Here is a 26,310-nt window from a genome sequence, read left to right as displayed (position 1 = left end):
ACACTCCCCGGTTTGCCCCTGGCCCGTCCATGTCGGCAACATAGCTTGGCTTTGTTCCAGTCTTGCACCATGATTTCAAAAAACAAGGGAGAGTCTCATGCGAGTCCATCGGTTCGCCGCATCCTTGGCGGCATGTTTAGCCTGCGCCGCCCCCGCCGCGGCGAAGACGCTTCACGTCGGCGCGGAAGGCGCCGATGCGAACGAGAAGTTGCAGGAAGCCCTGATCCTGGCGGAGCCGGGCGATGTCGTCGAACTGGGCGCCGGAGTATGGACGCTGACCGACGGGCTGTCGCTCGACGTCGACAATGTGACGGTACGCGGCGCGGGGACCAAGGACGGCGAAGGATCGATCCTCGACTTCGCCGGCCAGCAGGGGGCGGGCGAGGGGCTCCTCGTCACCTCCGACGATGTGTTGCTGACCAACTTCGCCGTGCTCAATACCAGGGGGGACGGGATCAAGTCGAAGGATGCCAACCGCATCGTCTATCACGAACTGCGCGTCGAATGGACGGCGGGCCCCAAGGAGACCAACGGCGCCTATGGCATCTATCCGGTCGAAAGCAGCGATGTGCTGATCGACAGCGTCTATGTCCGCGGCGCGTCGGACGCCGGAATCTATGTCGGCCAGTCGAAAAACATCGTCGTGCGCGACTCGATCGCAAAGGAGAATGTCGCCGGGATCGAGATCGAAAACTGCTACGATGCCGACGTCCACGACAATATCGCGACGCGGAACACCGGCGGGATATTGGTGTTCGACCTGCCGAGCCTGCCGCAGCAGGGCGGACACAATGTCCGCGTCTTCGACAACATCGTCCAGGACAACAGCACCCCGAACTTCGCGCCCAAGGGCAATATCGTCGCAAGCGTTCCGACTGGCACCGGGGTGCTGGTAATGGCGAACCGGCGCGTCGAGATATTCGACAATGTGCTGGAGAATAACGGCACCGCCAACGTGATGATCGTCGGCTATCGCTACCCCTATGACGACGCGAAATACCAGCCGTTGCCCCAGGATATCGCGGTGTGGGACAATGCGCACGGCAAGGCGGGCTTTGCGCCGGCCTTTCCCGGCGGCGCCGACATGGCGGCGGCGATGGGCGGCGCGATCCCGCCGGTGCTGTGGGACGGCGCGGGCAATGCGATCGTCAACGACGATGTCGGCGTACTGTCGCTCAATCTGCCCGACGTCTCGACCCCGCAGAGCGACGCGCAACCCTCGCCGGCGGATCTGAAGGGTGATGCGCCGACGCCGCTGCCCGGCGTCACCCTGCCCGAAAGCATGGAGGCCAAGGTCCTGTGAATCGTGTCGCCCCCGCTGTTGCCGCGGCGCTGCTGTGCGCGAGCGGCGCGTTCGCGGTCCCCGGAACGGGTCCGAACCAGGCGGCAATCGACGGCGATGCGATGCCGCGCAAACTCTCCGAATTCGGGGTGTTTCGCGCGGGCACGAGCGAGCCGGTCGACGCGCTGCTCGGCTATACGCTGCACACACCCTTGTTCAGCGATTATGCGCAGAAGCAGCGGTTGATCTGGGTGCCGCCAGGCAAGCAGGCGACGCCGGCGGCCGACGGCCATATCGAGTTTCCGGTCGGCAGCATGATCGTCAAGAGCTTTGGCTGGCCCGAACAGAATGGCGGCCGTCCGGTCGAGACGCGCCTGCTGCTCCACCGCGCCGAAGGCTGGACCGCGCTGCCCTATATCTGGGATGCCGACGGCAAGGATGCCACGCTGGCAATCGCAGGGCGCCGCGTGCCGGTGACATTCAGGGCGCCGGGCGGCGCGATGCACAGCATCCAATACGCAGTGCCGAACAAGAATCAGTGCAAGGAATGCCACAGCAAGGCTGGCGCGATCGTCCCGATCGGCCCCAAGGCGGCGAATATCGATTTCGGCAACGCGCTCGAACGTGCTGACTTTGCACGTTTTTTCGTGAGACCACCGACCGCGTCCAACCCGATGCCGCGTTGGGACGATCCGACCAGCGGTTCGCTGGACCAACGCGCCCGCGCGTATCTCGACGTCAATTGCGGCCATTGCCACAACCCGCAGGGCAGCGCATCGAACAGCGGGCTGTTCCTGCGCTGGACCGACCCGCGGGGGGTCAACCTGGGCATCGGCAAGCGCCCGACCGCCGCGGGGCGCGGCAGCGGCGGGATGGATTTCGCAATCAAGCCCGGCGACCCCGACCACAGTTTCCTGATCTATCGCCTCGAAAGCCTGGAAGCCGGAATCGCAATGCCCGAGCTGGGGCGCTCGACCGTGCACAAGGAAGGCGCGGCGCTGCTGCGGGAGTGGATTGCGCAGATGCCGAAGGACGGGCATTAGCCGCCTTCGCCTCTCCAACCACCGTCATTGCGAGGAGCGAAGCGACGAAGCAATCTCCAGCTGGCGTCCTGAACCGGCGACGGCTGGAGATTGCTTCGCTTCGCTCGCAATGACGGGGGTTTCTATGCGGAGTATATGGTTCTAAGGATCGCGCCATGACCGCCCTCGTGCTCCACGATTATTTCCGTTCCTCGGCCAGCTATCGCGTCCGCATCGCGCTGAACCTGAAGGGGCTCGATTATGAGCGCGTCGAGGTCAGCCTGATTGCGGGCGAGCAGAAGAGCGACGCCTATCTCGCTCAGAATGCGCAGGGTTTCGTCCCGATGCTCGTCACCGACGGCGAAACGATCATCCAGAGTCTTGCGATCATCGACTGGCTCGACCGCGCGCACCCCGAACCGCGGCTGATCCCCGACGAGGCGATGCCGCGCGCCGTCGCGCTGGCGCAGGCGCATGTCGTCGCCTGCGACATCCATCCGCTCAACAATCTGCGCGTGCTCAAATATCTGACCAGGGATCTGGGGCTCAACGAACACACCAAGGACCATTGGTATCGCCACTGGGTTGCGGAAGGATTCGACGCGCTCGAATCGATGGCGGGCGAGGGGCGTTATCTGGGCGGGGACGCGCCGGGGATCGCCGACTGCTGCCTGGTTCCGCAAATGTACAATGCGCGGCGTTTCGACCTGCCGCTCGACGCCTGGCCGCGGCTCGTTGCGATCGACGCGGCCTGCCTTGAGCTGGATGCGTTTCAGCGCGCGCATCCCGACGCGGTCAAGGCGGGTTGATCCGGGGGCGGGCACGAAGGGTCAGTCGGGTTTCGCGGTCCACACCGTTTGGCCTTCCTTCACCGTTTCCAGAACCTTGATGTCCCTGACCTCTTCGACCGGTGTGGTCAGCGGATTGCGGTCGAGGATGACGAAATCGGCGAGCAGGCCCACCTTGATGCGCCCCTTGCGATCTTCTTCGAAGATCTGCCACGCGGGACCGGTGGTGAGGGCCTGCAAGCCTTCATAAGCCGTCAGACGCTCACTCGCGCCGCTGACCACGCCGGTAGGAGAGACGCGCGCCATCGAAGTCCACAGCATGAATCGCGTATCGAGCGGCGTGACGCTGAAATCGCTGTGGTTCGAGGGGGTGAGCCCCGCGGCGCGCGCCGAGCGGAAGGGGCTGATGAAATCGACCACCGCCTTCGGGAAATTGCTGCGGTGGACGTCGCCCCAAAACCATGTGTGGTTCGAAAAATAAGCCGGCCCGACGCCGATGCGCGCATAGTCGGCGAGCTGGTCGGGACGCTGGAACTGCGAATGGATGACGATCGGCCGGCGATCGTCGGCGGCCGTGATACCGAGGGCGTCGAAGCCCCTGATCGCCATGTCGATCGCGGCGTCGCCGTTGGCATGGACGAATATCTGCCAGCCGCGGTCGTTGACCCGCCGCGCGAGCGTGTCGAACCGGTCCTGGCCGATGATCGGCTGGCCGTGCCAGGGATGTGTGCCATCGGGGCTGCCGCGCGCGTAGTCGCGCGTGAATAAGGCGGTGCGCGCCTGGGGGGAGCCATCGAGGAGGAATTTGACCCCGGCAAGTTTCACATGCCCGTCATAGACCCCGAAACGGATGTCGGGATCGGCGAGCAGCGCGTCCAGCCCGGTGTAGAAGGGCAGGAGCGCGAGGTCGATCTTCAGATGTTCGCGCACCTCGGGGCTGGTGAAGAAGGCCAGGTCGGCCGGCTGGGTCGCGCCATCCTGCGCATGGGTGTAGCCCTCGGCGAAGTATCGCTGCTGCGCGGCGTCGAGCCGGCCAAGTTTCTGTTTCGCGGTGAGTTGCGGCATCGCGGCGAGCATGACGAAGGTCGATTTTTCGAGCAGAACGCCATTCAGACGCCCGGCGTCGTCGCGTAGCATCAGGCCGCCGGGCGGCGCCTCGCTGGCATCGGTCAGTTTTGCGGCGGCCAGGGCGGCGCTGTTGGCGACTAGGCCGTGAAGCGACTGGTGCAGCACGACGATCTTGCGATCGGCCGCCACCGCGTCGAGTTCGGCGCGGGTGATGTGGCGTTTCTCTGCCAGCTTTTCATTGTCATATTGCCAGACGATCACCCAACCCCCTGGCGGGATCGCCTGTTGCGCGATGAAGTCGCCGATGACGCGCTGAAGCCCTGCGATGTCGGTGACGGGCGGTAACGACGTGTCCCAGAGGTCGAGCCCGCCCGCCATCTGCATCGCGACCGCGAAATGCGAATGGGCGTCGACGAAACCGGGAAGCAGGGTGGCGCCGTGCAGGTCGCGGATCGCGGGGTCCCGTCCCGCGGCGGCGCGCGCACCCGCCTCGTCGCCGACATAGGCGATCCGGCCATCTCGCGTGACCACCGCCTCGACCGTCTGCGGTGTGTCGCCGTCCATCGTGATGATGGGTCCGCCGCGATAGAGCGTATTATCCTGCGCCGCCACGGGCAGCGCCAACAGCGCGCCAAGCAAGGCAAGCGCCCCGGTCCATATGGTCATGCCCCTCTCCCTCGCCGCAAGCTTGGCGGCGGGGGAGGGGGCGGTCAAGGTGCTTTGGGTCAGGTCCGGGACGGCTGGGGCGGCAGCTCGCTCGGCCCCCGGCCCGGCTCGTCGATATCCCCGCCGCCGGGACTGCCGGGAATTTCGGCGGGCTGGCCGGCAGGGTCTTCCTGCGGGGTCGGCCGTACCGGCTGTTCGGGGGGCGATTGGGGTTCGATCTTGTCGGGTTGCGGCTTTGGATAGGGATCGGCCATCGTCTGTCTCCTCATCACGCAAAACGCGCCCGCGCGCGGGGCGTTCCGCCGCGACAGTTTCGCGGGCGTTCGCCCTTGCTCTCGGCGCCCCGTCTGCTATAGCGCCGCCCGGCCCGCACGGGCGTGCGCGGCTCGGCGCATGGCACCCGCGCACCCGGCCGGCAGCTCTGAGCGGGCGTGGCGGAATTGGTAGACGCGCTGGTTTTAGGTACCAGTATCGCAAGATGTGGGGGTTCGAGTCCCTTCGCCCGCACCAGCCCGCGACAAAGAGCAGGCCGGGATGTTACGAGATTTTGAGTAAGGACAAGACCAAGGCAATGAAGACCGTCGAAACGCTGAACGAAGGCCTGAAGCGCGAATATCGCCTGACCATCACCGCGAAGGATATCGACGCCCGCGTCGATGAGGAAGTGAAAGCGGTTGCGCCGCAGGTGCGCATGCCCGGCTTCCGCCCCGGCAAGGTGCCGCCGAACCTGATCCGCAAGATGCACGGCGAGGCGCTGTCGGCCGATGCGCTCAACAAGGCGATCGATGCCGGTGTGCAGGACCTGATGACCAAGGAAAAGCTGCGCCCCGCGCTGCAGCCCGCGGTTTCGCTTGGCGACGGTTACGAGCGCGGCAAGGATGCCGAGATCACGGTCGCGCTGGAAGTGTTGCCCGAGATCGAGGCACCGTCGATCGACGGTCTGACGCTCGAGCGGCTGACCGTGCCCGCCGACGACAAGGCGATCATGGCGAAGATCGATGAGTTCGCCGCGCAGATGAAGCGGTTCGAGGACGCGCCCAAGACGAAGAAGGCCGCGACCGGCGACCAGGTGATCATCGACTTCGCCGGCAGCGTCGACGGCGTCGCCTTCGATGGCGGCACCGGCGAGGACATGGCGGTCGAAATCGGTTCGGGCCAGCTCATCCCCGGCTTCGAAGACCAGCTCGTCGGCGTGAAGGCCGGCGACGAAAAGACCGTGAAGGTGACCTTCCCCGACGAATATCCGGTCGAGACGCTGAAGGGCAAGGACGCCGAGTTCGCCGTGACCGTGAAGACGGTCAAGGTGCCCGCCGACAGCAAGATCGATGACGAGTTCGCAAAATCACTCGGCCTCGAAAGCCTCGACAAGCTCAAGGAGCTGATGAAGGACCAGGTCGAGCAGGAGCATAACGGGCTCACGCGCACCTATATGAAGCGCAAGCTGCTCGACCAGCTCGCCGCGTCGCACGACTTCGACGTCCCCCCGACGATGGTCGAGGCCGAGTTCAACCAGATCTGGCAGCAGCTCGAGCATGAAGCCAGCCACGAGGAGGATCCCGAGGCGGCGAAGGCCGAGCTCGAAAAGGATCGCGACGAATATCGCTCGATCGCGGTGCGCCGCGTCCGCCTGGGCCTGCTGCTTTCGGAAATCGGCCAGGCGCACGGCGTCCAGGTGTCGAACCAGGAAATGCAGCGCCTGATCATGCAGGCGGCGCAGCAGTATCGCCCCGAAGATCGCCAGCGGTTCATGGAGTATGTCCAGCAGGACGCGCTCGCCGCGGCGCAGCTGCGCGCGCCGCTCTATGAGGACAAGGTCGTCGACTTCCTGTTCGAAAAGGCCGAGATCAGCGACCGCGAAGTGACCCGCGACGAACTCGAAGCGGCGATCGAAGCCGACGAAGAGCATGTTCACGGTCCGGGCTGCGGCCACGACCACGACGAAAAGCCGGCCAAGAAGGCCGCGGCGGCGAAGGCCGAGGACAAGCCGGCCGCGGCTGCCAAGAAGGCGCCCGCCAAGGCGAAAGCCCCCGCGAAGGCCGATGCCGACGCGAAGCCCGCTGCCAAGAAGGCTCCGGCGAAGAAGGCTGCGCCTGCGAAGAAATAAGCGTCGCGACGCTCGACATAGAAAGGCCGGGTGGAGGATGCTCCGCCCGGCCTTTTTCTATTCGTGGTCGGGAGCGGCTCCATATGGTTGGCCCGCAATGGCGACGGCGAGGCGTTTGCGCTTATTCGACCGAAAGCGGTCCTTCTTCTTCTCGTCACCCCGGACTTGATCCGGGGTTCATGACTTCGGCGCTGCTATGGATCCCGGATCAAGTCCGGGATGACGAACGTGGGCGGACGAACGTACGCTTCCCACCCCATTCCCGCCGTTCGCTGCCGATCTGGATCGAATGACCGGAATCGAGCGAGAAATGCTATTTCTCTCGGCTGCTGGTAGCCCTACAAGCTGCCGTAGCTCGACGTTATAGGTTGATCTGAACAGTCCACCTTGGGGGCATGATGACCGATACGAATAACCTGCACTTGCTTCCCGATGAACGAATTGCATGGGAAGGGCGGCCATATACCGGCCTGATACTTCGTCAGATAGAATTTTTTCTAGTCCCATTCAGTCTCCTGTGGGGTGGTTTCGCGGTATATTGGAATGCGAGCGTTTGGGCCGCGGATGCTGACATGTCATTTAAGTTTTTCGGCCTGCCGTTCCTGATCGCAGGTCTATATTTTACGATCGGCCGGTTCTTGGTGGACATAAGCCTCCGAAAACAAATGACTTACTTTGTCACTAACAGACGTGTCCTCATCAAAAAGCGATCGGGCGGATCAGGGATAAAATCTTTGGATATTAAACGCCTTCCCGCACTGGAACTCGATGAACGATCGGATGGCTCTGGAACTATCCGCTTTGGCGCTTCAGGCAGTTTGTTCACCGGCGGCAATTTCGGCATTTGGCAGCCGACTTTTGATCAAACGCCGCAGTTCATTCGGATTTCGAATGTCCGCTCGGTCTACGAATTGATCCAGAAGCAGTCCAACGGCTAACCACCCCAAAACCACCATCGCAAAAAAAAGCTGTCCTACATTATTCGGCTGTGCCAGCCTTCATCCGGCTCTTTCATTTGGTGGATAACAGCGCTCGCTGCCCGGCTTGGGACACGGCCCCGGCGAGGCGGACGGGAGGTCTCCGGCCTGGCCATCGGGTACGGACGAGCGGGCGCACAAGGCTGAACTTTCCTGAACTTTGGAAATATCGCGCCGTTGTTGAATCGATCCGATCCGATCCGCCTAGATCACGTCCATATTATAGCAATGCCAGCTGAAGATCGCGGCGGCGCCGCGGTGCGGGCGCCAGCCTTCGGCGAGCTCGCGAACCCGTTTCTCGCTCGGCCGCGCCTCCAGCCGCAAGATGCGGCCGACCGCCTCTTGCACCGCGAGGTCGCCCGCCGGCCAGATGTCGGGCCGGCCTTCGGCGAAAAGCAGATAGATTTCGGCCGACCAGCGCCCGATCCCCTTCACCTTGGTCAGCAACGCGATCGCGTCTTCATCGTCGGCGGGAAGGGCGGCGACGTCGAGCTCGCCGTCGAGGATGAGCCGGGCAAGACTTTTCGCATAGCTCTGCTTCTGGGCCGAAAGGCCGCACGCGCGCAGCGCGTCGAAGTCGGCGGCCGCCATCACTTCGGCGGGGCACCCGGTGCCGAATGCCGCTTCGAGCTTGTTCCAGATCGATGTGGCCGCCGCGACGCTGACCTGCTGGCCGACGATGGTGCGCAGCAAGGTCGTATAACCCGGCTCCCGGATGCGTGGTTCGGGATAGCCCGCATGTCCGAGCGCGCGTGCGAAATCGGGCTCGACCCGCGCGAGCGCGTCGATTCCGGCATTCAACTGCTCCTGGCTCAGGCCCATATCATATTCCCCTTTTGTTCCACAGCGTATTCCTTAGCAACGCTTGATTTGGCGCGCAACGCGCGACATAGCGCCTCTCGAATCAAACGATATTGGGGACGAGCATGGCCAAGCTGATTGTTGTGACGCGCGACGGGACCGAACATGAGATCGAGGGCGATACCAGCCTGACCGTGATGGAAAATATCCGCGACGCGGGCTTCGACGAACTGCTCGCGCTATGTGGCGGCTGCTGTTCGTGCGCGACGTGCCACGTCCATGTCGAAGCCGGCGACACGAACGCGATTCCGGCGATGAGCGAGGACGAGAACGACCTGCTCGATTCGACGAGCGACCGCGACGACACGTCGCGCCTGTCGTGCCAGATCCCGTTCAGCGACGCGCTCGACGGCCTGAAGGTGCGGATCGCCGAAGAGGATTGATATCGGTCAGGCTGCGGCCGTCGCCACCGCGTAAAGAGCGACGGCCGCTGCATTCGAGATATTCAGGCTTTCCATGCGCGGCGAAATCGGCAGCCGCGCCAGAACGTCGCAATGCTCCATGACATTGTGACGCATCCCTTCGCCTTCCGACCCGAGCACCAGGGCAACCTTGCTGCCGTCGAGCGTCTGGCCCAGTGTCGTTTCGGTGTCGCCGGTGAGCCCGATGCGCCAATATTGCGCTTCGGCAATCTCTTCCAGCGCCCGCGAGAGATTGACGACGCGCACCCACGGTACGCTTTCGAGCGCCCCGGAGGCCGAGCGGGCGATCACGCCGCTCTCCGGCGGGCTGTGCCGGTCCTGGGTCACGATCGCCGCGGCATCGAACGCGGCGGCAGAGCGCAGCACGGCGCCGATATTGTGCGGGTCGGTCACCTGGTCGAGTATGATGAGCGGGCGCGTGCTGCCGGCGTCGACCTCTTCCTGCAGCACGTCGCCGAGGAACAGCCCGTCGAGCGGGTCGACCTCTATGACGAGACCCTGATGCGGGGCATCGCGCGCGACGAGCCGCGCGAGGTCGGCGACATCGGCGTAGGAGATCGGAACGACGGGCGGCAGATCGAGCTGCCCCAGGGCTTCGCGCGTGCCCCAGATTCGCTTCACGCGGCGCTCGGGATTGGCGAGCGCCGCCAGGACCGCGTGGCGGCCCCAGAAACGGATGCCCTGGCCGCGATTATTGCCGCCTTGCGGGCGGCGATGACGGGAAAATTGCCTCATGTCCGCGCCTTTCCCACGACTGCCATTGACAGGCAAGCCTCGTTTCGCCATTGGGCCACTTCCCAACGCGGACCCCATGGACAGGTGGCCGAGTGGTTAAAGGCAGCAGACTGTAAATCTGCCCGGGTTTCCGTACGCTGGTTCGAATCCAGCCCTGTCCACCACCCTCCGGTCCGAGGGCATCTCCTAAAATCCCTAGAAATGGCAGAAAACCTAGCGTATCATCGCATGGTTCGGTCCTCTGCATCTCATTCGATATCACTGCAGCGCAGTGAAAACTGTGGGAGGAATGTGGGGATAGATTTTTTGACCTTCGAGAATCGGCCTCCCAAGTGTGGGGATAAAAATACGGGGTAACCCTATGAAAAAGCTCACGGCTTTCGCGATCAAGGCAGCTATGACACGTCCTGGTACCTACCAAGACGGTGACGGGCTGTTTTTGAAGGTAAACAAAAGTGGTGGAGCGTATTGGCTTTTGCGTCTGCAACGTGACGGCAAGCGTCATGACATCGGCTTGGGCAGCGCCAAATTGTTATCGCTCTTGGAGGCTCGTCAAAAGGCCAACGAACTCCGCAAGGCGGTCAAGATCGACGGTCGCGATGTGCTGGCGGAGAGGAAGGACGAAGCTGCCGCCAAGGTGACATTCCGGGAAGCGGCGCGCCAATATCATAGCGAGAATGCGGCAGGCTGGAAAAGCGCCGTCTATGCCCGCCAATGGCTTGCGGCCCTCGAGCGCCATGCCTTCCCGAAGTTGGGCGACCTTCCGACCGGGAGAATCTCCGCGGCGGCGATTATCGACGTGCTGTCACCGATTTGGCAGGAGATCCCCGAAACAGCGCGTCAGGTGCGCAACCGGATCTGCGTCGTCCTCGATTATGCGCATGCAAAAGGCTGGCGCTCCAGCGAAGCTCCGTCTGGCAATGGCAGCCTGAAAGCCGGGCGCGGATTGCCGCGCCAAGTGAAATCGCGCGAGAATCGCAAGGCGATGCCTTACAGCGCGCTGCCCGATTTCATGGTCGCCTTGCGTCGAAAGCCCGCATTCGGACGGCTGGCGCTCGAACTGCTGATCCTTACAGGCGTGCGCAGCCAGGAGGTTCGGCTCGCGACTTGGGATGAGTTTGATTTCGCAGGGCGCCTCTGGGCCATTCCGGCCGACCATATGAAGCGGGGCAAGGCCCACATGGTCCCGCTATCCGACGCAGCTTTGGCGGTGCTCGCCAAGGCCAATGCCTTCCGGCTTCCCGATACCGATGTCGTTTTTCCGGGCGTGGCCGGAAAGCCGATGTCGGACATGACGCTGCTCAAAGTGCTGCGCGACATGAAGGAGCCGTTCCATGTGCACGGCTTCCGTTCCACATTCACCGACTGGGCGGCCAACGAGGATTTTCCCGATGCCGTGGTGGAAGCTGCGCTGGCTCACAAGACACCCGATGCTGTGCAGGCGGCCTATCGGCGTACAACCTATCTTGGCACGCCGGGCCAGCCGGGCGCGCGTGTCAGGCTGATGGACGCGTGGGGGAACTATTGTGCCGGCGGCGCTGCCATATCAGAAAACATAGGGTCGCCGGTGTAAACCGAGCGCGGCCCCAATTGAGTGCGCACTGGCGGCGGCGGGCCTGTCGCCAGTGCGTGATTTCACGGTAAGCCGAGAGCGGGCGAGGATCTCGGCCGTCGCGAAAGCGTCTCCCGGGCTTCAGGACGCGGGCCGTCCGGCCATCCAGTTTTCGATCTCGGATTCACGCCATGCGACGCATCGGCGGGTGAGTTGAAGCTGGCGCGGAAAGCTGCCGTCGTGGATTTGTCGGTAGAGCGTCGCACGGCTGAGGCCGGTCCGGTCGAGCACGCTTTGCATTCGCAGAAATCGTTCGGGTTCCATGACATATCCTGTCTTCGCTTTGACACTCCCGAATGCGATCTGGATGGGCAGGCTCCGCCCATCAAGCCTCGGCAGCCGGTTATGGGCGAGCGTGCGGCGATGCTTCGTCTTGTCGCCGACGGATGCCGCAGGCCGTTCCGCCATGCGATATCGTGCACGACCCTGCAGACGCGTGCCGTCAATCGAACCATGGACCGCTGAGCGGCGCGGCGAGATAGCGGCGCGCGACGCGAACGAGCCTTTGGACTCTCAGGCGATAGGAGGCGCTTTCGATCCGCCATCGCTCAGCGGCTATGGCATGCCGGAACAGCGCGCGCGCTATCGCCTGCTGGGGTGCGCCATCCAGGAGCGCGTCTCCGGCGCGCAGTTCGAGAATCCACTGCGCCGCACGCCGTTCGCGGGGCAAAAGCGATGCCGAGAGTTGGCCCTTCCGGGCAAGGAGGACGAACTGCCGGAGCGCCTCGATCTTCGGCTCTGCCGACGCGAGACCCGTCACGCGATGCTCCACCAAGGTCGGTCCGCCGAGCAGCGTGCCGTCGTGAAGGTCGAGGCGAACCGCCCAGTGCCCGTCGCTGAGCAGCCAATGCTCGACCTGCGCCGCATCGACCTCGACCGACACGAGGGCGGAAAGCGATCGAATATCGACGAGGTCGGCGGCGGCGCCGACCGCATCGACGGGGCGACCGCGCAGTACGTGCGGATCGGTGTCGATGCTCCAGATCGGGCGCGCATCGGGAGCGGCAAGCCCCGGATCGATCCAGGCCAGAAGCCCGATATGTCCTGGAACCGCACGGGCCGATCGTCCCGGATCGCTCCAGAGGTCGCGATAGGCCGGGCTGCGGCGAAGCCATTCCCAAGCGAAGGCCCGTCGGTCGCAGAGCAGGAGCTCCGAATAGGCATCGGGCGAACGCCAGTCCGCAGCGGGTGGGTGTTCGGTCATCCCGAATATCCGGAATATACTCGGAATATTTCCATGCTGCGGCGACCGGCGGGATCGTGCCGGCGTCAGCGGCTGGCCGGCGGCGCGGGACGAGGGGAGTGGGCAGCGTGGTTCAGGCCCGGATCGGGCGCGTTCCGCTCGCGAAGCGGCCTATTCGGTGCCTTCGGCAAAATAGGCGCGCAGGCGATGTTCGGTGTCGGGGCTGATCTTGATCAGGCTCCGGCGACCGTCGTGGGGATCGGGCCATCGTTCGAGCAGCCCGGCGTCGCATAGCCGCTGGATCAGCTTCATCGCGCTGCTGTTCGGAATATCGGCAGATAGGCAGAGCGACGACATCGGCAATAGCCTGCCTTCGCACTGCTGGATGAAGAGATCGAGCAGCATGTCCCACGCGGGCTCGCCGAAGAGGTCGGAAGCACCGAGCAACTGGCGGCGCAGCAGCCGGCGCCGCGCGACGACCCGTGCATTTTGCAATATCCGCTCGTCCGGATCGTCGTCTTGCGCTCCGATCGGGCTCCGCAGCATATAGCGCGCGGGCTTGTTCGCCATGCCGGCGATCGCGTCTTCGCTCATGATGTGATGAACCTGCGCGCTCGTCACAATCATATGATCGAGAATTGCCACATCGAGCGCACGGCCAATTTGGTCGAGCTTGCGGGTGGCCGATATATCCTCGTCGCTGGGGTTGGGGTCGCCGCTTGGATGGTTGTGGACCAGAATGATGGCGGCGGCATTATGCTCGAGCGCGCGGCGGAAGATCGTCCGCGGATAAATCGCAAGTTGGCCGAGCGAGCCTCGTTGCAATTGCTCGTCGGCAATGAGCCGGCGCGCCGGATCGAGAAAGAGAACACGCAGATGCTCTTCGGGCAGCGACCCCATGGCGGCGATGAGATAGCGGCGCAGCGCGGGATCGAAGGGATCGATGGGCGCGGCCCCGAGGTCCGCAGCCATGCCTTCGAGCATCGCATCGCGCGCGCCGAGCAGCAGCGGCACGATCGAAGGCCAGGCCGGCAGGACACGCGACGGGGCCTCCGGACTTTGCGCCCAGATGCGTGCGAGGCTGCGAAACTCGGCGAGAAGGGTCGCCGCTATCTGTTCGCAGTTGCCGGGGTCGATCGCCGCCACGAGGCGTGCCAGGACCGATCGCTGCCGGTCGTCCGGATACGTCGCTGATGTCGCCAGGTTGCAAGGACGAGGAGCGGCGGCAAGAGCCAACTCGCGCCGACCTGCATCGTGAGATAGGCCACAGGATGAACCGATACGCTTACCGCCTTGCTGAAATGCGCGAGGAGGGGAAGCAATTGCAGCACCGCCGCTGCCATCGGCCAGAAGCGATGCGCCGTCAGCGCCAGCACCATCGTTGCCGCGGCCGCAGAAAGGTCGATGGCGAGATGACCAGCGTCGAGCGAGGTAAAGCGCGGCGGCACGAACTGGTGTAACAAGAGATCGCTGGCGCTCATCGCGATGATGATCAGTGCCATCGCCCGTTCCGGACCGCCGCCCTTGCGCAGAGCGTAGAGGAGGGCCGCCAGCAGCAGCAGATGGAAGATCGCGATCCGGATCATCGCAATCAGAAACCACGCCGACGGCCCCCGGTCAACTAGCGGGCGGCTGCCGGCCGGTCGGCACCGTCGGCTGCAATCGACGGGCATTCGTGCATGTCGAGCCCAGCGGTTTCGCGGGCGATGTCGGCGAGATCGCCGTGGACGCGAAGCGCGTCGCCGCTCACCTCGACCAGCGCGGTCTGCATCCTCGCCAGCCGCCGGATCGTTGCCTGACCCCGCACAGGCGGGACGCCGGCCGTGTCGCGGCGCGCGGTGACGATGCTCGCCATCAGCGACGCGATAGCGATCATCGCATCGTCGATACGGATCTCGGCGGCGGGTACCTGATGCTGGAGGCGGGCCGCCATGATGTTGATGCTTTCGGACATGACTTCTCCTTGGCCGGAAGCGCGGCGCTCCGGCAGTTGCACGAACGATATTTGAGAAGGTCAGCCGGAGACGAGCCGCGACAGGGTTTCGGCGATGTTGAGGCCGCCGAGGAAGATGAGGACCGCCGCGAGCAAACCTGCCCCGATGATCAACAGCCTCGTCGTCGACCTGTGGTCGTGTCTCCAGATCTTCCCGGACAGCGGGGATGGTTCCGGGACGCCCGCCTTCTCGCCGCGATCGTGCAGTTTGAGGACGTTGGCCGGGCCGCCGTCTGCGATCCCGGATGGCATGATTGTCGCTGTCGGAGGAATGTCCAACGGGTCGTATGCGATCCGGTCGTATATGCGTTTGAGGCGTGCATAGCGGATGGCGGTGTCGTCGCGGTCGTCGGCCTCCAGGGCGGCCCTTGCCGTCCTCAGGCGCTGATCGACGGTGTGTTTGGAAATACCGAGCAGGCGCGCGATCTCTTTCGACGTCTTGCGCTCGAGCAGCAGGTCGAGGCAGGCGCGCTGCTTGTCGGTCAGCCGGTCCCAGCGGAGCCGGTCGTCGGTGGCAGAAGTTTGCGACCCTTCCATGACGTGTTTCGGTATTTGCTCCCGTCGCTGACCTCATAAAAAGTTGCTGGTCGAATCTATATTGCTGAATCTGTGCCCAATTCTCAACTGCCGGACGAAATCGCCGGCTTTTTGGCTTGGCCGGAGCGCCGCCGGCGCCTCGTTTCGGGTCGGCTTGCAGGCCAAGCCATGCGAAAAACATGCAGGCCATGAGGGCGTCGGCGGCGACAGGCACAACAACTCTCAAATTGAGACTAACTAACGAATATATTTGAAATATATTCATCGCTCTCTAGCCTTGGGGACTTTCCGCATCGCTCCAGACCAGCGGCGATGCCCCACGCTCGGCCTCCCTGCCATTTGAGAGGAAGGCGAGGCCGGCACCGGAAGGGAAGCAAGAGCGGATCGAGCGGTTCGAGAACGCTGCCGTTGTTGCTATGGGTCGCAATGCCAACGCCCGACGCTGCGCTGCGGCTGGCGGCCGACGCCATGTCGGCCGCCAGCGAAGATGCTCTGGTCGATATCCTTCTCGAGGCCTGTGCACGAATGGGATGTTCCTGGTTCGCGCTCACCCATCATGTCGATTTCCTCGCCGCGCCCAGGAAGGGCGTCCGAATCCACAATTATCCCGAAGACTGGGCGCACTGGTTCGATGTGCGCGGGCTCGGCACCTCCGATCCGGTGCACCGCGCGAGCCAGAAGCGAATGGCGGGCTTTTTGTGGCATGAGATGACTGGCTTCTCGCCCGAGCGTCCGGGCGACGCGGCTATATTCGCGCGCGCCCGGCGGCACGACATCCACGACGGCTTGACCGTGCCTGCCCATCTGCCCGGCGAGGCCCATGGGTCGGTCTCCTTTGCGTGGCGAAGCGGCGCCGCCGCGACGCCCGAGGCCTTGATGTTTGCGCAGACGATCGCGGCCTTCGCCTTCGAGGCGGCGCGGCAGATTTCGGGACCTGCTATAGACATCAATCGGCCGCGCTTGACCGATCGCCAGATCGAATGCGTGCTTTGGGTCGCGCGGGGGAAATCAGACGGGGTGATTGCCCAGATTCTTGGCCTCAAGGAGAATACGATCAGCGAGCATCTGAAGAATGCGCGCGAACGCTACGAGGCGCCGAGCCGGACGAGCCTCGCGATCCGAGCGCTGTTCGACAGCGCGATCACCTTCGGCGACGTCGCGGGCGGCTGACACCCCCCTTTCTTGGTATGGCGCGGCCGCGCGATGCGCTTCAATTGGACTGTCTCTGCAATCAAGGGAGACACCCAATGCTGATAACCGTGGACCGGGACAACCGGACGCGCGAGCATGTCGCGCTTCGCTCGATGTTCGAGGCGCGCAAGCGCGTCTTCGTCGATCTTTTGAAATGGGACTTGCCAGTGCTCGCCGGCCGCTTCGAGGTCGACCAGTTCGACGACCCCCATGCGACCTACCTCATCGTGACCGACAAGGACGGCGGTCATCTCGCGTCGGCGCGTTTGCTCCCGACGACGCGGCCGGCGCTGCTCGACGCCCTCTTTTCCCATCTTGTCGCGGGTCCGGTTCCGCGCGGCCCGGGGATTTCCGAGATCACCCGCTTCTGCCTGTCGCGCGAGGCGAACGCGCCGACGCGGCGGCAGGCGCGCGACCTGCTTCTTACCGGCCTTGTCGATCATGCGCTGGCCTCCGGCATCCATAGCTACACCGGGGTCGCCGAAGAGCCCTGGTTCCGGCAGATTCGGCAGTTCGGCTGGGACTGCGCGGCGCTGGGCGATGCGGTCATCGATGGCGGGCGGCGCCTCCGGGCGCTGCGTATTGAAATCGACCCGGCGACACCCGGCCGCCTCGCTGCTGCCGGGATCGGCGCGGCGGTACCGCTGCCCGCCGCGGCCGCTTGAAAGGGGCGGGGTCATGACAGCTCCAATGCATCGGGATGCGCCGGCGGCTACTACGCGCGGCAGCTTGCCAGGTGACGGCTTCACCATCATTCGCGGTGCAGTCGATCCGAATATCATCGCCGAAATCGAAACCGATCTCGCCGATCGCTTTGTCGCGACGCCCTTTTGCGAGGGCGGCTTCTATGGCGAACGCACCAAGCGTTTCGGCCGCCTGCTGATCCGCTCGCCCTATGTCGAGACGCTCGTCCGCCATCCCGAGATTCTCGCGCTGGCGCAGCAAATCCTTGAGCCCTGGTGCGACCGGATTCAGCTCAATCTCAGCCAGGCGATCGAACTCCATCCCGGCGCCTTGCCGCAGTTTCCGCACCGCGACGAGGATATGTGGCAAGCCGAGCATGGGCGTATCGAATATCTGGTCAACACCATCTGGCCGCTCACGCCTTTCACCGCCGAAAATGGCGCGACGCTGATCTGGCCGGGAAGCCATGGCGCGCGCTCGGTAAGCGACGCGGGCGAGGGGCCCGCGATCGTCGCCGAAGCCGACCCCGGCGATGCGATCGTCTTCCTCGGCTCGACGCTCCACGGCGCGGGCGGAAACCGGAGTGACGGCGTGCGCCGCGCGATCATCATCAGCTACAGTCTCGGCTGGCTCAAGACTTATGAGAACCAGTGCCTCGCCTATCCGCCCGAGATCGCACGCACCTTCTCGCGGCCGCTGTCCGAACTCGTCGGCTATGTCCAGCATCGCCCCAATCTCGGCAATTTCGAGGGGCAATGCCCGTCGGTCCTGTTCGGCGGCTATCCCGAAGCGCCGCTGGCGGCCGTCGATGCATTGCGGCCCGATCAAGCGGAGATGCTCGCCGGGCATGTCGCGTCGCAGCGGCGCGAAGGCGAGGACGGGACGCGTGCGGCATGAGCCCCGGCGCCACCATGGAGCGCGTCTACTTCGAATTGAAGGCGAAGGTGATGCGCGGTGCGTTCGCGCCCGGCGAGCGGCTCGATCCCGCGCAGCTCGCTCGCAATCTCGGGGTGAGCCCGACACCCGTGCGCGATGCGCTGCATCGATTGTCCGGCGAGCGGCTGATCGAGACCTGGCATCAGGAGGGTTTCCGGCAACCCATCCTCGCCGAGGCCGATCTTCACGATCTCTATGTCTGGACAGGCTGGCTGCTGACGCTGGCGCTCGACGGCAAATTGCCCGAGCCGGGAATCCCCGGCGGGCCGTTCGGCGACTCGATGCCGGGCACCTATCGCGAGGAGGTCGCTTTCCTGTTCCGGGCGATCGCCTGGATGAGTGAAAATCGCGAACTGCGTCAGGCGGTCGCCAATCTCGTCGATCGATCCGAGATATTTCGCCTCGTCGAAGCACGCGTCGATCACCAATGCCGTGATGCGCTGAAGGCCATGGACGCGGATTTTCGCTATGGGCGCTGGAGCGCTTTACGCAGCAAAATCACGCGCTTCCATCGCCGCCGGACCTGGCACACGGGCCGCGTCGTTGCCGAACTCCGGCCTCGCGAACAGCCGCTCGGATAATATTCGAACGATTTGAATCGTATAAAATTCCTATCTGAAACGGCGGTCCTAGCTTTGGAGGTGCCGCAATCCCGCGGCATTGCGAAAGGTAACGGTCATGGATCGTGAAACCAGTGAACTGATCGAACTCGGCAGCGTCAGCGCCGATACCGCCGGCGACGTTGGCGCCGGCGGCGAAATCAGCGGCAAGTTCAAGCCGCTCGGCCTGAGCGTCGACTGACCGGGCGCCGGGGGCCGGCCAGTCCGGTTCCCGGCACACCGCCTTTCCATAATCGAGCACAAGGAAAATGCGATGGAACGCGAAGACAATGATCTCGTCGAACTCGGCGCCGTCAGCGCGGATACTGCGGGCGACTGGGGACTGCCGTTCGAGCCCGGCGGCCGGATGATCCGCCCCGGAATCGAACAGGATTGAGCGGGTTTCGGGAGCGGTCATGGACCGCTTCCGTACCTGCGGTTTCTCCCATGAGCTGGCGGCTAGCACCTGGTACGGGCTATTGCGAGACGGGCGGGGAACTCGTCTTTCTCGATCTCGCGCGTGACAAATATATGGCGCTGCGGGGCAGGGACCGCGCCGCTTTCGAGCGGCTGCGCGCGGGCGCGCCCAACGACAGCGAAGCGATGTCGCGGCTGATCGCAACCGGACTCTTGTCTCGCTCCGATGGCCCTTCGAGCCTCGCTCCGACGGAGATCACCGTTCCGCTTCGCGATCTCGCGGCGCACGCGGACGGCGCGTTCAGCCTGACAATGAGTCTGCGCGCCGCCCATGCCCTCCGCTGGGCGCGGCGCGCGATGAAGCCCGACCAGATTGCGCGGACTGTCGCAAAGCTGGCCGAAACGAAGCGGGGCCACGCGGCCGCCTGCGAAGTGGCTGCGGTCGATACCGCGCTCTGTTATGCGGCGTGCCGCTGGCTTGTTCCTGTCCAGGCTCGCTGTCTCGTCGATGCGCTCGCGCTCGATCGCCTCATGCTTTCGCGCCGGATCGCCGCGACCTTGGTGTTCGGCGTGCGCCTCGATCCCTTCGCCGCGCATTGCTGGCTACAGACACCGACGACGATCCTGACCGGAACATCGGCCGAGGCGCGCAATTACACGCCGATCATGGTGGTGGGATGAGGCGCGGCGTCCTTGCCTTTCTCGGCGACGGGCCGGGCGCCGGCGCGGTCGATGCCTTCGCCATCCGGGCCGGGATGCGCCGGATATCGCCTTCTCCTGGACTTGCGCTCTACGCGGGCGAAGCGATCGCCGACCGGCTGATGCCCGATGGCGCGATCCTGCTTGGCGAGATTTTTCCGCTACCCGGCACGACCTGTCATTCGCCGGCAGACGGCTGGGGTGATTATCTGGCCTTCGCCAGAACCGGGGGGGGATGGCGCGTCGATCGGGCCCCGCTCACCGGAATGCCGCTCTACTGGATCGAATGGCAGGGCGGCATCCTGTGCACATCGCACCTCGATCCCGTGATCGACCTCATCGAGGGCGTCTGTATCGATGCGGATTTTGTCTCGCAGGCCCTCGTTTACGTCAATTTGCGCACCGAACGCACCGGAATTTCCGGCGTCTTCGAGCTGCTTCCCGGAATGCGGCTCAAGCAGCGGGCGCGGGGCGCCCATGTGCGCCCGCTCTGGTCGCCCTGGGATCATGTCGCGACGGTCCGGACATCGGCGATGGCCGATCTGGCGATCGAACTCGAATGCCGCCTGATCGAGGCGGTGCGCGCCTGGAGCGCGACGCGCTCCGGCATCCTCCTCGAGCTGTCGGGCGGGCTCGATTCCTCGATCGTCGCCGCCGCATTGTCGGGCGTCGGCGCCGACTTCGCAGCCCTGACGTTCGTCACCCCCGGCGCCGATGGCGACGAACGGATTTATGCGCGCGCGGTAGCAGCGCATGTCGGGATCGAACTGACCGAAGTCGCGCTTGACCTGTCCGATATCGATCTCGTCGCGCCGCCTGCGGTCCTGGGGCCGCGGCCCGGCGCCTATTCGGTGCTGCGCGGGATCGACCGCGGCTTCGATCGCGCGGTCGGCGCGCGTGAGCTATCGGTGTTCGGAGGCACGGGCGGCGACAATATCTTCGCCTTCGACGGCTCGGTCTCGCCCTTCCTGGACGCCGTGGCTGCCTTTGGCCCGGGTCGCCGCGCCTTCGGCGTGCTCCGCGATGTCGCGCGCGGCGGCGGCGCGACGCTCTGGGAGGCCGAGCGCTTCGCCTGGCAGGCCTGGCGGCGCGGACCGCGGGGGGGATGGCGCCGCGAAACCGAATTTATTCGCCCGCAAGCAATCCCCGCGGCGCCCTTCGCGCATCCGTGGGACGAGGGTGCGCTTGCGGTGCGCCAGGCCAAACGCAACCATGTCGAGGCGGTCCGCCGTATCCTCGATTTCGTCGACCGTCCGCTCCGCTGGGCCGACCGCGATGTGGTCGCGCCTTTGCTGTCGCAGCCCGTCGTCGAATTTTGCCTTTCGGTGCCGAGCTGGATGTGGATCGAAGGCGGCCGCGACCGCGCCGTCGCGCGCGCCGCGTTCGCGCATCGTCTGCCGCCCGAGATCATATGGCGGCGCGGCAAGGGGCGCATCGAATCGATGGCCGCGGCGGCCTATATTCGCCAGCGGCCGCAAATCCGCGAATTGCTTTTAGAAGGGCGCCTCGCCGCCGGCGGGTGGCTCGATCGTGCCGCGGTCGACGCCTATCTTGCCCGCGACCTTGCCGACGGCGATTTTCTCTATTTCCGCTTGCTCGAAATCGCCGATATCGAACTCTGGCTGCGCTCGGCCGAGGAACTGTGCGCTTTTGGACCGAGTGCGGACCAGCGTGCATATTGCGCCGCTTTCGCGGGATCGGGGTCGACCTCGCCCTTGAGCCAGTAGCGAAACCAGTCGAGGTTGCGCTGGTAGATGGCGAGCTTCTGCCGCGGCTCATATTTGATGTGCGGCGCGAGCGGGAAGATATGAAGCTCGCCCATGTGCGCGGTGGCAAGCTTGCTCTGTAACTCGATCGTCTGCCTCGCTTCGCTCTCGGGCAATTGCATCAGCACCGGCGCGCGGATGCGGTCGATGTTGGCGGCGGGCGACATTCGCTTCCAGCCGGCGCGATCGGTGTCGGGCGCTCCGAGTTTCCAGGTGCTGCGGAGATTGTCGGCGAACATGCTTCGGTCGGGCCGTGCATTGAACCAGTAATAGGCCGGGCCGAAGCTCGTCGAGGCGATCGCCGCGGCCCGCAGCAAATCGCTGTGGGTCGCCGTCCACAGCGTCACCTCGCTTCCGAAACTGAGCCCGCCCATTCCGACCCGCCTCCGGTCGACGAGACCCTGTTCCGCGAGATGATCGATGGCGGCGGTGACGGCCTTGAGGCCGAGCGCGTAGCGCGCCTCGGCGGTATCGCCGCCCGGCATCACATTGATGCAGAGCGTCGCGATGCCGTGCGCCGCCATGGCGTGGAGTGGATATTCGTCGCCGAGGCCGCCGCGGACGAAGCCCGGGCAGCGATAGTAATTGATGAAGAGCGGCAGCCGCCCGGGGATCTTCGGACGAATATAGACGCCCGACGCACGGCTGCCGCCCACCTGCCAGGCGATGGTTTCGGCAAGGAGCCCGTCGCTGTCAGGAAAATTGTCGGGTGTATCGATAAGGGTCTTCGCCCCGTCGAGCCCGATGCGGACGAGGCGCGGCGGGATTGCCGGCGCCGCCTCGACGCAGAAGAGCGCAGCGGAGGTGACGGCGCAGGGCGTATCCTCGTCGCGCCCGCCCGACAACAGGCCCTCCGACGATGCGAGTGGCTCAAGGCGCGCCGCCATGGGGGACCAGATGAGGAGCGTCTCGCGAAAGCCGCGGTCGCGAACCGTCGCGACCGTCCGCCCGTCGGAGAGCGGGGCGAGCGCCGCGAGGCGGAGCGCGTCGTCGGCGCAGCCGGCAAGCTCGAAGCAGACATTGTTCGCCTCGAGCAGCGCACGCAGCGCCGCCGGCGGCGCCGCGGGCGGGTACGGGAGCGGCGGCGGGAGCGACGCGCGCTCGGCTTCGCTCGCAGCGCGCGAGGCGCCGCTGCGAGAATCGTGGACGTAGACGTCGCGCGGGCGCTCGGCGAGCAGCGGCGCGCGGTCGAACCAGTCGCCGGTGAAGCGCAGGGTCGCGGGCCGTCCGTTGACCAGCGCGCCGCGGTAGAGCGGTGCGGCGAGATCGACGCGGCCGTCGGCCAATATGCCCGCCGCGCGCTCGGCATCCTCGGCACGCGCAATGGCCGCGCGCTGCGGGCCTTCGCTCGCGACGATCGACCCGTCGGGCTGGACCCTGAACGCCTCGATGTCGCCGTCGCCGGTGACGATCTCGCGAAAGCCCGAGCCATCGATATGGCTTCGCCACAGCGCGATGCGCCCGTCGACGAGCGCGCGCACGACGAGGCTCCGGCTGTCGGGCGCCCATTGCACTTCGCCGGGCATCACGACGCCGACCTCGTAGAGGATCGCGGTTCCGGTGCGGCCGAGCCGGTGCGGCGGCGTGCTGCCGTCGGCGGCGGCAAGATACCAGTCGACGTCGATCCGGTTCGTCACCGTCGACGGCCGTTCGATCCGGTAGGCGATCCACTGGCCATCGGGCGAAGCCGCGAGTCCCGATATGTCGGCGATTTCGGCGATCGCGCGCGGGGTCGTCTGGCTCGCGGCGGATGGCGCCGCCCCGAGCAGGGCGAGAAGCAGCGCGGCGCGGCTTACCATCGGATCGTCGCCTGCAGCGCGATCGTCCGCCCGAGCGGATTGGCCTTCTCCGGATCGTAGCCGAGCGCCGAATTGCTGCTCTGGACCTCGACGAAGGGCGGGTCGCGATCGAAGAGGTTGAGGATGCTGAGCGCCAGACTGAGGCCGCGGCGGCCGTCTCCGGTGCGCGCGCCGACCGCCTGCGCCAAACTGACATCGACCGTTGTCCACGCCGGGACGCGCGCTGCGGGCGTTACGATCTGGTTGCGATAGCCATCGACATAATTGACGAAAGCGTTCGCCGAGAAACCGTCCTTCGACCAGCCGGCGCGGCCGCGCAGCCGCCATTTGACCGGGCTCGCATAGAGACCGACGACATCGTTGAACGGCGCCCCGGCGGTGAGCTGCCGCTTGATCGAAAGGATACGCGTCCCCGCGATCCCGAGATCGAGGCTGCCGCCGGCAAGTTCGGGGGCGTAGGCGATATCGAAATCGATCCCGCGCTGGCGTTCGCGCGAAAGGTTGCGCGTCCGCCCGTCGATGATCGCGTCGATCTCGCCCCGCGCGAAGCCGAACGGGTTGCTGAAGATCGGCGAGCTGAAAAGAGTCTCGACGCGGTCGGGCGAGGGGTTTTCGGTGACCACGCCCGCAAACGCGGCGCGGTCGACGAGGAAGCGAAGATAATCCTCGCTGACGCTGCCGATGCGGTCGCGATAGTCGACGTCATAATAAGTGAAGCTCATCTTGAGGCCGGGAAGCGCTCGCGGCGCGATATCGAAACCCGCGGTCCAAGTCGTCGCCTTCTCGGGCTGGATGTCCGGCGCATAGCCGAAAAGACCGATGACGTTCGCGGTACCCGAGGGGGACAATGGGTCGGGGACCTGAAGCGTCGTGTTGAACGCCAGCGCTTCACCGATCAATTCGTCGAACTGCGGCGCGCGGAACGAGGTGCCATAGGAGGCTCGCAGCGCAATGCCTTCCGCGGGTTCCCAGCGAACTCCGAACTTGGGATTTTCGGTGCGGCCGAACTGGTTATAATCCTCGATGCGCCCGGCGATTGTCAGGTCGAGGCGCTCGAACCCCGGCATGCGATTGTCTGCGCCGAAGATCGGGACGAGCAGTTCGCCATAGAGCGATTTGACGTGACGCGCTCCCGGCAGCGCGGCGAGCGGAGCGGCGTTGGGGACGAGCGAGCTCAGATCGTCGATGGTGAAATAATCATAGGCTTCGCGCCGATACTCGGCGCCGACCGCGAGCCGGACCTCGCCCGCCGGGAGGCGAAAGAGCGGACCATCGGCGCGCAGCGCTGCCGACCAGCTCTCGAAGGTGTCGATGGTCTGATATCCACCGCGAATGCGGGCGATGGTCGCTGCATTGTTCGCGCTCCCGTCCCCGAAGATATTGAACGCGGTCGCCGGGTCGGGATCTGCGAGCGCCGCCGCCAGCCGCGCGCTGTTGACGACATTGGCGAAGCTCGCCTTGCCCTTCTGGCGGCCGTAGTTACCGCCGAACTGCAAGCGCCAAGGTCCGAATGCCTGTTCGAGCCCCGCTGCGGCCGAGATCGCGCGCACGCGGCCGCTGTTGATCTGCGGGCCGAACTCTCGCACGAAATTATAGGCGACCGACACCGGTTCGCCGGTTCCGATCGGGTCGACATAATAGGGGTTGGTGACGGGGACAGCTACGGGGCGGAGGAAATCGCTCTTGCCGGTCTGCCGGTAGCGGCGCTCGGCGGCGAGCAGATTGGCGCGCAGGGTCAGACTGTCGGTCAGGTCGAATTCGCCGCTCGCATAGAGGCTGTGGACGCGCTGGCGCGGCAGGAGTTCGCTCGCCGCGCGTCCGTCGCGCCGGTTCTGGACGCCGGGGAGAAGATCGGCGGCGGTGAGCGCGGTGCCGTCCTGTCCCGCGGGGATGCCGAACACCTGTCCGTTCGCCGCGGTGATCGTCCCCGGCACCGCGAAGAGCGTCCGATAGTCGCCGCCGCCAAATGCGCGAAGGTCCTCGCGCGCATAGGAGCGCTTCGCGGCGGCAAGTGCGCCGCGCTCGGAAAATTGATAGGCGAAGACGATATGGCCGCCGCTCCAGCTCTTGCCGAGGAGCTGGCTGAACTGGACCTCGCTCATATCGCCGTCGGCGGTGCCCGCGCGCAGCATCGTCTCGGCGCCGCCGAAACGATTGCGCAGCCGCACATTGACGACGCCCGCAACCGCGTCGGCGCCGTAGATCGCCGAGGCGCCGTCGGTCAGCACCTCGATGCGCTCGACCGCGCTCACCGGGATGAGCGAGACGTCCGCGAACACGCCGCCGAGGCCGCCGAGCGCGGGGCGCACGCCGTCGATCAGCACGAGCGTCGACGAGGCGCCGAGACCGCGCAGATTGATGCTCGATCCATAGGTCGCATCGCTGCCCGCGCCGTTACGCGTCGTCGCGCCGAGCGTCGTCTCGGTCGGGCCGCCCCCGAAATTCTGCGGCAGCGCCTGGAGCAATTGCTGGACCGTGCCATAGCCGCTCTTCTCGATCGCCGCGCGGTCGATGGTGACGACGGGCGAGCCGACCGGGCCCGCGCCGCGGATACGCGAGCCGGTGACGATGATCGCTTCGTCGGCTTTTGCGTCGACGGCCGGATCAGTTGCCGGTTCCGCCGTCTCAGTCGATCCGCCCGCATTGGGCCCGTTTCCTGCGCGCACGACGCGTGTGCCGTCAACGCGCGCGACCGTAAGGCCGGTGCCCGCGAGGAGGCGGCCGAGCGCGGCGTCGGGCGAGAGGCGGCCGTGAACGGCGCTGCTGCGCTTGCCCGCGACGAGGCTGTCGGCGGCGATGACCGGCTCGCCCGCGATGCGCGAATAGGCCCGGATCGCCTCGCCGAGATCCTGCGCGGGGATATCATAGGTCGCTTGGGCTTGCTGCGCAGCGGCCGCGGGCGCGACGAGCGCGGTCGCCGAGGTGGTGGCGGCGAGCAGTGCGGCGATGGTCCGAATTCTCATATGTCC

General features: G+C 65.4%; 26 protein-coding genes, 2 tRNA genes and 1 pseudogene. 17 read left to right on the top strand and 12 right to left on the bottom strand.

Features of this window, described 5'->3' with window-relative positions; translation table 11 throughout:
* The first annotated feature begins 97 nt into the window (after positions 1-97).
* From AC58D2_RS13930 to maiA, 3 genes are all read left to right on the top strand, one after another.
* Positions 98-1,303 carry a parallel beta-helix domain-containing protein gene (locus tag AC58D2_RS13930; RefSeq protein ID WP_497391318.1) on the top strand — a complete coding sequence of 402 codons (1,206 nt, stop codon included), beginning with the start codon at positions 98-100 and terminating at the stop codon, positions 1,301-1,303.
* Positions 1,300-2,325, top strand: a complete 1,026-nt coding sequence (locus AC58D2_RS13925) for an SO2930 family diheme c-type cytochrome (RefSeq protein ID WP_497391316.1) — start codon at positions 1,300-1,302, stop codon at positions 2,323-2,325. Before AC58D2_RS13930 ends, AC58D2_RS13925 begins: the two co-directional genes overlap by 4 nt.
* 155 nt (positions 2,326-2,480) lie before the next feature.
* Entirely contained in the window at positions 2,481-3,113 is a 633-nt protein-coding gene (gene maiA, locus AC58D2_RS13920; protein ID WP_497391314.1) for a maleylacetoacetate isomerase, read from the top strand.
* A 21-nt stretch (positions 3,114-3,134) separates the two neighbouring features.
* Here maiA and AC58D2_RS13915 read toward each other — a convergent pair whose 3' ends face one another.
* Together AC58D2_RS13915 and AC58D2_RS13910 are read right to left on the bottom strand one after the other, a co-directional pair.
* On the bottom strand, positions 3,135-4,826 hold the full coding sequence (locus AC58D2_RS13915) for an amidohydrolase (RefSeq protein ID WP_497391312.1): 1,692 nt from the start codon (positions 4,824-4,826) through the stop codon (positions 3,135-3,137).
* Positions 4,827-4,885: 59 nt separating this feature from the next.
* On the bottom strand, positions 4,886-5,080 hold the full coding sequence (locus AC58D2_RS13910) for a hypothetical protein (protein ID WP_497391311.1): 195 nt from the start codon (positions 5,078-5,080) through the stop codon (positions 4,886-4,888).
* A 171-nt stretch (positions 5,081-5,251) separates the two neighbouring features.
* Between AC58D2_RS13910 and AC58D2_RS13905 the strand changes: the two genes are divergently transcribed.
* From AC58D2_RS13905 to AC58D2_RS13895, 3 genes are all read left to right on the top strand, one after another.
* A tRNA-Leu gene (locus tag AC58D2_RS13905) sits at positions 5,252-5,336 on the top strand.
* A 61-nt stretch (positions 5,337-5,397) separates the two neighbouring features.
* Complete coding sequence (tig, locus tag AC58D2_RS13900; RefSeq protein ID WP_497391310.1) at positions 5,398-6,930, top strand: trigger factor; 1,533 nt, start codon at positions 5,398-5,400, stop codon at positions 6,928-6,930.
* Between the two features lie 395 nt (positions 6,931-7,325).
* Positions 7,326-7,868 (top strand): hypothetical protein, encoded by a 543-nt coding sequence (locus AC58D2_RS13895; protein ID WP_497391308.1) that lies wholly within the window; start codon positions 7,326-7,328, stop codon positions 7,866-7,868.
* Positions 7,869-8,111: 243 nt separating this feature from the next.
* Here the strand turns inward: AC58D2_RS13895 and AC58D2_RS13890 are convergent, their stop codons facing one another.
* Positions 8,112-8,729 (bottom strand): DNA-3-methyladenine glycosylase family protein, encoded by a 618-nt coding sequence (locus AC58D2_RS13890; protein WP_497391306.1) that lies wholly within the window; start codon positions 8,727-8,729, stop codon positions 8,112-8,114.
* A gap of 104 nt (positions 8,730-8,833) precedes the next feature.
* On the opposite strand from AC58D2_RS13890, the gene AC58D2_RS13885 reads away from it, so the two are divergent.
* A complete protein-coding gene (locus AC58D2_RS13885) occupies positions 8,834-9,151 on the top strand; it encodes a 2Fe-2S iron-sulfur cluster-binding protein (protein WP_497391304.1) in 318 nt (105 codons plus the stop codon).
* A gap of 6 nt (positions 9,152-9,157) precedes the next feature.
* Here the strand turns inward: AC58D2_RS13885 and rlmB are convergent, their stop codons facing one another.
* Complete coding sequence (gene rlmB / locus AC58D2_RS13880; protein WP_497391302.1) at positions 9,158-9,925, bottom strand: 23S rRNA (guanosine(2251)-2'-O)-methyltransferase RlmB; 768 nt, start codon at positions 9,923-9,925, stop codon at positions 9,158-9,160.
* Between the two features lie 78 nt (positions 9,926-10,003).
* On the opposite strand from rlmB, the gene AC58D2_RS13875 reads away from it, so the two are divergent.
* A tRNA-Tyr gene (locus AC58D2_RS13875) sits at positions 10,004-10,089 on the top strand.
* Between the two features lie 197 nt (positions 10,090-10,286).
* Positions 10,287-11,498, top strand: coding sequence for a tyrosine-type recombinase/integrase (locus AC58D2_RS13870; protein WP_497391300.1), 1,212 nt, complete (start codon positions 10,287-10,289; stop codon positions 11,496-11,498).
* A 120-nt stretch (positions 11,499-11,618) separates the two neighbouring features.
* Here AC58D2_RS13870 and AC58D2_RS13865 read toward each other — a convergent pair whose 3' ends face one another.
* The 6 genes from AC58D2_RS13865 to AC58D2_RS13840 all read right to left on the bottom strand — a co-directional run bounded on the left by AC58D2_RS13865 (position 11,619) and on the right by AC58D2_RS13840 (position 15,250).
* Positions 11,619-11,801 carry a helix-turn-helix transcriptional regulator gene (locus tag AC58D2_RS13865; RefSeq protein ID WP_242780550.1) on the bottom strand — a complete coding sequence of 61 codons (183 nt, stop codon included), beginning with the start codon at positions 11,799-11,801 and terminating at the stop codon, positions 11,619-11,621.
* 178 nt (positions 11,802-11,979) lie between these two features.
* On the bottom strand, positions 11,980-12,741 hold the full coding sequence (locus tag AC58D2_RS13860) for a transcriptional regulator domain-containing protein (RefSeq protein ID WP_497391297.1): 762 nt from the start codon (positions 12,739-12,741) through the stop codon (positions 11,980-11,982).
* Between the two features lie 150 nt (positions 12,742-12,891).
* Positions 12,892-13,866 (bottom strand): JAB domain-containing protein, encoded by a 975-nt coding sequence (locus tag AC58D2_RS13855; RefSeq protein WP_497391295.1) that lies wholly within the window; start codon positions 13,864-13,866, stop codon positions 12,892-12,894.
* The gene (locus tag AC58D2_RS13850) at positions 13,830-14,306 is read right to left on the bottom strand and encodes a hypothetical protein (protein WP_497391293.1); all 477 of its coding nucleotides are present in this window, start codon (positions 14,304-14,306) and stop codon (positions 13,830-13,832) included. Before AC58D2_RS13850 ends, AC58D2_RS13855 begins: the two co-directional genes overlap by 37 nt.
* 35 nt (positions 14,307-14,341) lie before the next feature.
* Positions 14,342-14,674 (bottom strand): hypothetical protein, encoded by a 333-nt coding sequence (locus tag AC58D2_RS13845; RefSeq protein WP_497391291.1) that lies wholly within the window; start codon positions 14,672-14,674, stop codon positions 14,342-14,344.
* A gap of 60 nt (positions 14,675-14,734) precedes the next feature.
* Complete coding sequence (locus AC58D2_RS13840; RefSeq protein WP_497391289.1) at positions 14,735-15,250, bottom strand: helix-turn-helix domain-containing protein; 516 nt, start codon at positions 15,248-15,250, stop codon at positions 14,735-14,737.
* 426 nt (positions 15,251-15,676) lie between these two features.
* Between AC58D2_RS13840 and AC58D2_RS13835 the strand changes: the two genes are divergently transcribed.
* The 8 genes and pseudogenes from AC58D2_RS13835 to AC58D2_RS13800 all read left to right on the top strand — a co-directional run.
* Positions 15,677-16,420, top strand: a complete 744-nt coding sequence (locus AC58D2_RS13835; RefSeq protein ID WP_497391287.1) for a LuxR family transcriptional regulator — start codon at positions 15,677-15,679, stop codon at positions 16,418-16,420.
* A gap of 77 nt (positions 16,421-16,497) precedes the next feature.
* A complete protein-coding gene (locus tag AC58D2_RS13830) occupies positions 16,498-17,106 on the top strand; it encodes an acyl-homoserine-lactone synthase (RefSeq protein ID WP_497391285.1) in 609 nt (202 codons plus the stop codon).
* Positions 17,107-17,119: 13 nt separating this feature from the next.
* On the top strand, positions 17,120-18,022 hold the full coding sequence (locus AC58D2_RS13825) for a phytanoyl-CoA dioxygenase family protein (protein ID WP_497391283.1): 903 nt from the start codon (positions 17,120-17,122) through the stop codon (positions 18,020-18,022).
* A complete protein-coding gene (locus AC58D2_RS13820; protein WP_497391281.1) occupies positions 18,019-18,642 on the top strand; it encodes a GntR family transcriptional regulator in 624 nt (207 codons plus the stop codon). Before AC58D2_RS13825 ends, AC58D2_RS13820 begins: the two co-directional genes overlap by 4 nt.
* A 97-nt stretch (positions 18,643-18,739) precedes the next feature.
* Positions 18,740-18,862 carry a benenodin family lasso peptide gene (locus AC58D2_RS13815; RefSeq protein ID WP_497391279.1) on the top strand — a complete coding sequence of 41 codons (123 nt, stop codon included), beginning with the start codon at positions 18,740-18,742 and terminating at the stop codon, positions 18,860-18,862.
* A 72-nt stretch (positions 18,863-18,934) separates the two neighbouring features.
* Positions 18,935-19,057, top strand: a complete 123-nt coding sequence (locus AC58D2_RS13810) for a benenodin family lasso peptide (RefSeq protein ID WP_497391277.1) — start codon at positions 18,935-18,937, stop codon at positions 19,055-19,057.
* Positions 19,058-19,107: 50 nt separating this feature from the next.
* On the top strand, positions 19,108-19,758 hold the full coding sequence (locus AC58D2_RS13805) for a lasso peptide biosynthesis B2 protein (RefSeq protein ID WP_497391275.1): 651 nt from the start codon (positions 19,108-19,110) through the stop codon (positions 19,756-19,758).
* A pseudogene (locus AC58D2_RS13800) lies at positions 19,755-21,344 on the top strand (asparagine synthase-related protein); the annotation flags it as partial. The gene AC58D2_RS13805 and the pseudogene AC58D2_RS13800, both read left to right, overlap by 4 nt.
* Before the next feature lie 14 nt (positions 21,345-21,358).
* Here AC58D2_RS13800 and AC58D2_RS13795 read toward each other — a convergent pair.
* Both AC58D2_RS13795 and AC58D2_RS13790 read right to left on the bottom strand, forming a co-directional pair.
* On the bottom strand, positions 21,359-23,341 hold the full coding sequence (locus tag AC58D2_RS13795) for an Atxe2 family lasso peptide isopeptidase (RefSeq protein ID WP_497391273.1): 1,983 nt from the start codon (positions 23,339-23,341) through the stop codon (positions 21,359-21,361).
* Positions 23,335-26,304 (bottom strand): TonB-dependent receptor, encoded by a 2,970-nt coding sequence (locus tag AC58D2_RS13790; protein WP_497391271.1) that lies wholly within the window; start codon positions 26,302-26,304, stop codon positions 23,335-23,337. The genes AC58D2_RS13795 and AC58D2_RS13790 overlap by 7 nt, the downstream gene beginning before the upstream one ends.
* Between the last annotated feature and the right edge of the window lie 6 nt (positions 26,305-26,310).

Source organism: Sphingopyxis sp. CR5 (genome assembly GCF_059693785.1).
Note: the sequence above shows the minus strand (reverse complement) of the source record. Positions and strands in the feature narration are given on the sequence as shown.